Below are 8,290 nucleotides of genomic sequence, written 5' to 3'. Positions count from 1 at the left end.
TTGGATATAAAACTGAACTCAGAGACTATGAGTATTCATTAGATGATGGGACTGGTGTAAAGACAGAAAAAATTACCGAGACGATAGACGGAAAAGTAATTACGACAACGGCTAAATATGATAACATGGGCAATTTGATTTATAGTGATGATGGTATAGGGACAGTAACGGAGTATACCTATGATTACCTTGGCAGAGAAATTTCATCAGTTTGTTCGGAAGGGGGTATTTTATCAAATACAATAAACGAATATAATAAAAATGGATCATTAATAAAAGAAGTAGATAAATACGGTGTAGAAACAGATTATACTTATGATAGCTGCAATCGCATTGTTGGAAGAAATATTGAAAAAGGCAGTGCTCGCAAGACATATGCAACCAGTTATTCTTGTAAGATGAATGACGCTGGTAAAATTTTTTATATAACTGAAAATGTTAGTCCTGCGGGAAAAATATCATTAGAATATAAGGATGAACTTGGCAACATAGTGGCAGAAGTTGCAAATGGCATTATGACTAAAATGGAATATGATTCCAGTGGAAGAGTGTTTAAAACTCAAACATGTCCGAAAGACGAACTTAATAATGATTTCACTGTGCTGACGCTTCATAATTCAGCAGGAGATGTTACCGGAACGGTTATTAATCCAACAGCTTATGGTGGGAATTGGAAGGTGTCAAGCCAATCAATATATACGCATGCCACATATGATACGCAGGGAAACCAGTTGACATCAGTTGATGGCGAGGGCAATGTTGTTGCCTATAAATATGATCCTTTATCCCGCTTAAGCAGTGTATTATCAGATCAAAGTAAAAACGTCACAAATTATGTTTACGATATTTACGAACACGACGGCAGCATTAGTACAAAAACAGAAGATGCTAACGGAAATGTAAGTAAAATATACGTGGATGGCAACGGACAAGTTGTAAAGACATCAGATTTAGGAGACGGAAATTTAGCAGCAGTTTCTACTGATTTTGTATATGATAAGAATAATAACGTTACCGAAGAGAAATACACGAATGGGGACTATAAATCATATCAATATGATGGCAGAGATCGTTTGCTAAATGTTAATTATTTTAGGGCAGATGGGACAAAAACATTATTAACAAAGTATACCTATACTTCAACAGATCAGGTCAGTATCATGGAAGATTTTAAAGTTGTTAATGGTGTCCTGGTTAGATACCGATATACTGTATATAAATATGATGATTTTGATCAAATAGAAAGTACATCAGAGTATAATGGCTCAGATATCCCAACAGAAACGGAACTTTCTTCTTGTGCGCTAAAATATAAATATGATGATGATGGCAATATTTTGGAGATTAGATATCCTGAAAATGGTAAGGATATTAAAGGGCTACAATTTGAATATGATGATAATAATTGGATAACGAAGATTTATGCTATCGCTTTTAATAATGTTAAAAAATTATTCAGAACCTATGATTATACATCAAGAGGTATGATTAGCCAAATTCGGGATTTCCGAGATTTTATTAGTAGCAATAGCGATAAATATGTTCTTAAAACGTATTTATATGATGAAATGCTTCGAGTGAAAAAAATAGACTATTCGGATAGTGAAGATGCCAATAAGATAAATGAGTCATATTCCTATATCTATGATAAAAATAATAATATACTAGTAGAGGGAATAGAAAATAACTATTCTAAAAAAGCAGAAGATAGAATCAATGAAACTCGTACACATATATATGATCCACATGGTCGATTAGTTAAAACTAATATTAATAATTTGACGGATCATTCATCAGTAAATATCTTATATACATATGATAAGGTTGGAAATCGATTATCTGAGACAAAAGGAAATAAAACAACATATTATACGTATAATTCTTTAAATATTTTGTTGTCAGAAATACAAAAAGAAGGAGAAGTAAAGCAAGGAGAAAAGACATATGTATATGATGCAAATGGTAATTTATTAGAGGAAAAAGATACTGTTGATAATACAGTAGTTAAAAATCTATATGATGTCGCAAACCGTCTTGAAGAAGAAACCATTACGAAGAATGGTAAACTATTGGTATCTCAGAAGAATATTTATAACGGTGAGGGACAAAGAATACAGAAACTAGAGAACAATAATTTGACAAATTATTATTATCAAGAAGATGCAGTTTGGAGTACAAGCGATAAAACTAATAAAAGAATTAGCTTTAATTTGTTGGATACTGAAAATAGTATAATTGCTTCTAAAAGATACAAGGATGATAATGATGGTGCGTATTATCTTTATAATAAAGATATCAAAGAAAGCACAACGACAATACTTGATCCGGAAGGAAAGTGCATTCTAACTTATCAGTATATGCCATTTGGTGAGACATCACTAAAGGGAGATATATCATTTTACAATGAAATATGCTATACTGGCGGCACGTATGATAAAAGTACAAATTTATATTATATGAATGCGAGGTATTATAATCCTCAAAATGGAAGATTCTTGACACGAGATAGTTATCGTGGAGAAAATGATCAGCCAGAGACGTTGCATTTATATGCATATTGTGCAAATAACCCGATAAGCCGGAAAGATCCAAGTGGCCATTTTATAATAACTACAACAACAATTGTAGTTGGTGGAATCATTGTTACGGGTTTGACATTGACGGGGATGGTGTTATATAGACGTTTTGTGCCCTATCGTCCTACACCGGTATATCGTAGACCAGCACCTACCCCACCGGCAAAACCATATCGCCCAGCACCAAAACCTTATACGCCGGCACCGCAGCCATATCGTCCAGCACCTAGGCCATATACATCAACACCAAAACCAAACATATCGACTAAACCGTCTTATAAATCGATACCTAAGCCTAAAACTAAAGTAAAACCAAAGATTTCTTCGGGAAAAAAGAAAGAAAAAAATGATGTTGATCCTAATAGACACCCGGGGCAAAAAAGGGGAGGGCAACCACTTAAAGCTAAAGCTAGGCTGCAAAAGAATTTTCAGCCAAGGGGTAATAAACGTGGAGTACCAAAACCGAAAAAACACACTCCTGGTAAAGAGCATCGAAAGTATAAGAACTAACTGGTACAATATAAATTTAATAGCTGACATAAATATAATTCAGGTGTATGATGAAATTATAAAAACAAAAGAAGAGGCACTTGAGTGTGTTTGGAAATTCATGATTGCTGTTTACATGCCCCACTTTGTGGTATATTTACCCTGGATTTAGGTTACACAGCCAGCTGAGTTTCTTTTATTCGGGACAAATCTCCTGCAAACTGTGAAGCACATTTTACAGAAAGCAATTTTCAAACATGCTTTGGCAGAAATATAAAATGGTGAGTTTCTGGAATTATATGATGAAAATATTCCTAATTACAAGAATATCTGTTGAAAGGATGGTAAGCAAAATGTTAAAAAATTGGCTGTTTCAGCGTAAAGCAGCAGAAGATGAGAAGACAAAAAACATTAAAATTGTATATGATGCTGGAGTGGATAAGTACGTAAAAAATGTGATCTATAATTTTTGCAGGAATTTAGAGACAAATTATCAATTTGCTGCTCCGCTAAATATTTATGTTGAAAATAAACCATATGTAGTCGCAAGTGATGGTGATAAAGTTGTGAGTGTTTCCTGGCATCCTTGGAAATTGTATGAGAGAGAAGAATGCGCATATATAAAATTGGCGGCAGGCGACTATGCTGATCTTGCAAAAGAAAGGGGAAGAATCAATGCCGTTTATGCTATAATGCGACCGTTAAGCGATGCCATAGTAGCGTATCTTACATGGACGAAACACCCACATAAGCACTTCGACAGACTAAATCAGCTCATTGCAGGCGGATTTGCAAAAATTTATGGAAAAAGGCTGTTAAATGCTTATATGGAAAAAATAGTGGATAATGGTTTTTTATATAATGATTAAATTACTTGAGTCATATGATGAAAATATTCCTAATTACAAATATGTCTTTTGAACGGATAGCGATCAAAATGTTAAAAAATTGGCTGTTTAAGCGTAAAGCAGCAGAAGATGAGAAGACAAAAAACATTAAGATTGTATATGACGATGGAGTGGATCAGTACGTAAAGGATGTGATTTATAATTTTTGCAGGAATTTAGAAAGGAATTATCAATTTGTTGTTCCACTAAATATTTATGTTGTAAATAAACCACATCTAGACAACGAAGCTGGTGATAAATCGGTGTGTGCTTATGGGAGTCCTTGGAAATTGTCTGAGCGGGGCGCATATATAAAAATGGCGGTAGGTGTCTATGATGATCTTGTAAGAGAGAGGGGAAGATATGATGCTGTTTTTGCTATATTGGAGCCATTAAGCGATAAGATCATAATTTATCTTACATGGACGAAACAGCCATGTAAGCGTTTTGTCAGACTAAACGCGCTCTTTGCATGCATATTTGTATAGATTTATAAAGAAAGACTGTTGGAGGCTTATATGACAAAAATAGAGGATAATGGCTTTTTAAATGGTGATTGAATTGCTTGAGTCGTAGGATGAAAATATTCTGGCATTACAAAATGTCTGTTGAAAGGATGGCAAGCAAAATGTTAAAAAATTGGCTGTTTCAGCGCAATACTGTAAAAGATGAGAAGTTAAAAAATATTAACATAGTATTTGAAAGCGGAGTTGATAAGTACGTAAAAGATGTTATTTATAATTTTTGCAGGAATATAGAAACAAGTTATCAAATTATCGCACCACTAAATATTTATGTTGCAAATAAACCATATGTGATTGCAGAGGATGGTGATAAAGTTGTGGGGGTTTTCTGGCATCCCTGGGAATTAGATGACAGAGAAGAATGTGCATATATTAAACTGGCGGCAGGGGATTATGAGGAACTTGTTAGAGCGCGGGGGAAAATAAATGCTATTTTTGCTATATTATATCCACTAAGTGGTAATATTGTAAAGTATCTCACATGGACGAAACATCCGTATAACCATTTCTCCAGACTAAATAAAATGATTGCAAGAGGGTTTGCAAAAATTTATGGAGAAAGGATGCTTGATGCGTATATGACAAAAATGGTGCATAATGGTTTTCTGAAAAATGATTAGGAATAGAACCTAAAAATGTTAGAAATCAGGGATAAAATCCATAAATAGGATATTATCCCTTTTTAGCGACACTCACCTTCTTTGTTCTATAAAGCTTCATCATCAGACTTTGTGAGAATGGTTTAATTCCAACATCCTCCTGGCAGCATACTGGTCAATAATCAGGGTATCAATATACCCGCCCCTGACAGCACCCAGAACGGCTTCTGCCTTTTCCTCCATGCCAGCCACGCAGATCACTTCGTTCACTTTTCTGATATCATCCAGATCAATACCGATCATTTTCTGGGAAAGGCTTGTCAGGATTTCCTGTCCCTGGATATCGTAGAAGTGACCGCCGATATGTCCGATGGCGCCTTTTTCGGACAGCTTCTCCAGTGACGCGGGCTGGATGAAATCTTTCCAGGTTTTAAAGGCGATGGAACCGACACTAGTGAGAATTACATTTGCATTCCGTGCCAGATCCAGTGTTTTCTTAATATTTGGTTCCTGAATCAGACTTTCCCGCAGGGTTTTTGATTTTACAAAAAGGGGAGCGTAGATATAGTGGTAGGTCCCTCCATAGGATGCCGCAAGTTCTTTGGAGAGATCCAGAGAATCCCGCTCCGGTTTGTGGGTAATGGCAGCGCCCATGATGGGCACAACGGTAAGGGGAATATTTTTGCTGGTCTTAATTGCCTGAACCGTATGGTAGACCGTATTCCCCCAGGACATTCCCAAAATCGTATTCTTATCAATAATAGAATCCAGATAGTAGGCAGCGGCTTCGCCCAGCTTTTGCAGCACATAGGAAGAATTCTGCTCCTTCACCGAGATAATCCTAACATGCTTTAAAGAGAATGTCTCCATAAACTTCTGCTCCAAAGCACTGTTCCGTTCCCAGGGTTCATGGATCGTTATTTCTACAACCCCTATCCGGCGGGCTTCTTTCAGCATCCTGGATATCTTGGAACGGGAAGTATAGAACCGGTCGGCTATTTCATTCTGAGTCATATCGGAATTGTAATAAAGATTTGCTACGGCTGAAAGAAAATTCCATTTCTCCGTATCATTCATCATTTCATAATTTTTCACATCTTCCACCTCATGCAGCTCCTTTCCAGTCAGTATTCATAATGAAATCTAATAATCATATTAGCAATTATGGGGGCGTTTGTAAAGGAGATCTGTTGTATATTCAGGTATAAAGGGAGAGCTAAGAGCATGTCAACACGCTCTTAACTCTCCCTTCTGACATCCCTATTTCTGTCCATAATACGCATCTGCTCCGTGTTTTCGCAGGTAGTGCTTATCCTGCAGCACCTGGGGAGCTGGTTTTACGGAAGAGTTTAAGGTTTCGGTACGGTAAGACATTTTTGCGATTTCTTCCAATACCACTGCATTGTGCACCGCATCAGCCGCGTCTGTTCCCCAGGTGAAGGGCCCGTGATTGCTGCAGAGAATACCGGGAACGGACATTGCGTTTTTGGCAGAAACGGTTTCTATGATGACTAATCCGGTGTTTTTTTCGTAAGCAGAATTAATTTCTTCCGGTGTCAGGCTTCTGGCACAGGGGATTTCTCCGTAGAAATAATCTGCATGGGTGGTTCCGTAGCAGGGAATCCCTCTTTTTGCCTGCGCCCAGGAAGTTGCCCAGGGGGAATGGGTATGTACGATACCGCCGATATGAGAATAAGCTTTGTATAATTCCAAATGGGTAGGAGTATCGGAAGAAGGATTGTAAGCACCTTCAATTTTGTTCCCGTTCAGATCCATGACCACCATATCGGAAGGAACCAGCTTGTCATAGTCAACACCGCTTGGTTTGATTACAAACAGTCCGCTTTCACGGTCAATGGCACTTACATTGCCCCAGGTAAAGGTTACAAGATTGTATTTTGGCAGGTCCATATTTGCTTCGTATACTTTTTGTTTTAATTCTTCTAACATTATTTTCTCCTTCTATCAAAATCATTTTCACCAAATTCTTCGGCTCTTTTAAATTATATCCACAGTAAACGGAGACCCGCTGTCTCCGCCAGATGCACGTCTGTTAAAGCTAATCGCAGCCCACTACGCAGCTCACTACGAGTCGCTTCGCATACGTACACTTGCCGCAGACAGCAGGCAAAAGCAATTTTCAAACACGCTCAGATTTCTATATTTTCAATATCGTATACCGTGCAACCTCATCAATTTCCCGGTTTGTGGAAATGAGAATGTCTTCATTATTATATGAAAAGTGCATAACATTAGCGGGACCGCAGTCCTTATCCAGAATATCAGCATGATAGCAGCTGTCTTCAGGGTCATAGGTAAATGCGATTAAATTGCGCTCTCCCTGGCGGTGTCCGATGATTGCGGCAGGACCGCACTCCAGCATACCTCCCCAGATTGCATGGGTAAATGCGGATTTGACCGGATACTCATAAACAATGGAAAAGTGATCGCCCTGCTTTTTGTAGATGCGGATGGTGTCCCCGTGAAATGGTGAAAGTACCACTAATTCTTTGTCTCCGTCAGAATCCAAATCAACCAATACGGCATCACTGGCAGGTGTGTCAAGCAGTTGGATGATCTGCCAGTCTGCCCCGGGCTGTGCAGGCGGATAAAATTGGAAGACACCCTGTTCACATGAGATTACACAGGTCTGTGTATTTCCCATAGCTATTTTATAATAGCCATGGTTTTTCAGCATTCCATCTTTTAGTACGGTCATGGGCAGCTGATTTTCTTCGTTATAGGGACTTAAATCACGGGGGAGTTCTGCGACGTAGACTTTACCCGGCATGGACCAGTCATCTTTGTATGCGTGTCCGGATTTTAAGGTACAGGCAATCAGATAATTGATGCCCTGGTTTTCGATAATATCAAAACGGTGTACGTGGGGAAGGCATACCAAAGTACGGATGCCCCATGTTCCGGATTCATCAGGGGTGGCAATTACAATTTTAGCTTCTTTGGAGTCATTTGGTGAGTAGAATTTATGTGTAGCCAGAAACTGGCCGTTTGTGCCGGGAACCTGTACCATGGACATCACTCCGCCCGGCTCATTCCAGACAGTAGCTTCTTCCTTTCCATCCAGGTCAAATAATATACACCGGTCCGTTTTTTCAGCGGCAACTAAGAAGTGCTGGCTGCCATTGTAAGTCAAAGGGGCAATCGAGTAACACTTTGTAAGGTTTGAGATCACTTTTTTTTCTGCTTTTAACATA

At 38.2% G+C, this 8,290-nt stretch carries 8 protein-coding genes; 4 read left to right on the top strand and 4 right to left on the bottom strand.

The features are described 5' to 3' along the window. Positions 1–3,086, top strand: a 3,086-nt coding sequence (locus ACH2DQ_RS26880; RefSeq protein WP_395028674.1) for an RHS repeat-associated core domain-containing protein, incomplete at its 5' end; no start/stop codon positions are given. Between the two features lie 147 nt (positions 3,087–3,233). On the opposite strand, the gene ACH2DQ_RS26875 is transcribed toward ACH2DQ_RS26880, so the two are convergent. Continuing rightward, a complete protein-coding gene (locus ACH2DQ_RS26875; RefSeq protein WP_394911719.1) occupies positions 3,234–3,320 on the bottom strand; it encodes a DUF6783 domain-containing protein in 87 nt (28 codons plus the stop codon). Positions 3,321–3,418: 98 nt separating this feature from the next. On the opposite strand from ACH2DQ_RS26875, the gene ACH2DQ_RS26870 reads away from it, so the two are divergent. The 3 genes from ACH2DQ_RS26870 (at position 3,419) to ACH2DQ_RS26860 (ending at position 5,096) form a co-directional block, all read left to right on the top strand. Beyond that, positions 3,419–3,934, top strand: a complete 516-nt coding sequence (locus tag ACH2DQ_RS26870) for a hypothetical protein (RefSeq protein WP_394911499.1) — start codon at positions 3,419–3,421, stop codon at positions 3,932–3,934. A 68-nt stretch (positions 3,935–4,002) separates the two neighbouring features. Further along, positions 4,003–4,440 carry a hypothetical protein gene (locus tag ACH2DQ_RS26865; RefSeq protein WP_394911498.1) on the top strand — a complete coding sequence of 146 codons (438 nt, stop codon included), beginning with the start codon at positions 4,003–4,005 and terminating at the stop codon, positions 4,438–4,440. Positions 4,441–4,580: 140 nt separating this feature from the next. Next, entirely contained in the window at positions 4,581–5,096 is a 516-nt protein-coding gene (locus ACH2DQ_RS26860; RefSeq protein ID WP_394911497.1) for a hypothetical protein, read from the top strand. Positions 5,097–5,198: 102 nt separating this feature from the next. Here the strand turns inward: ACH2DQ_RS26860 and ACH2DQ_RS26855 are convergent, their stop codons facing one another. The 3 genes from ACH2DQ_RS26855 to ACH2DQ_RS26845 form a co-directional block, all read right to left on the bottom strand. Then, positions 5,199–6,179, bottom strand: a complete 981-nt coding sequence (locus ACH2DQ_RS26855) for a sugar-binding transcriptional regulator (protein ID WP_394911496.1) — start codon at positions 6,177–6,179, stop codon at positions 5,199–5,201. Positions 6,180–6,335: 156 nt separating this feature from the next. Next, entirely contained in the window at positions 6,336–7,025 is a 690-nt protein-coding gene (locus ACH2DQ_RS26850) for an L-ribulose-5-phosphate 4-epimerase (RefSeq protein ID WP_394911495.1), read from the bottom strand. Positions 7,026–7,233: 208 nt separating this feature from the next. Next, entirely contained in the window at positions 7,234–8,289 is a 1,056-nt protein-coding gene (locus ACH2DQ_RS26845; protein ID WP_394911494.1) for a hypothetical protein, read from the bottom strand. Position 8,290: the final 1 nt, after the last annotated feature.

This window comes from Robinsoniella sp., from assembly GCF_034124845.1.
Note: the sequence above shows the minus strand (reverse complement) of the source record. Positions and strands in the feature narration are given on the sequence as shown.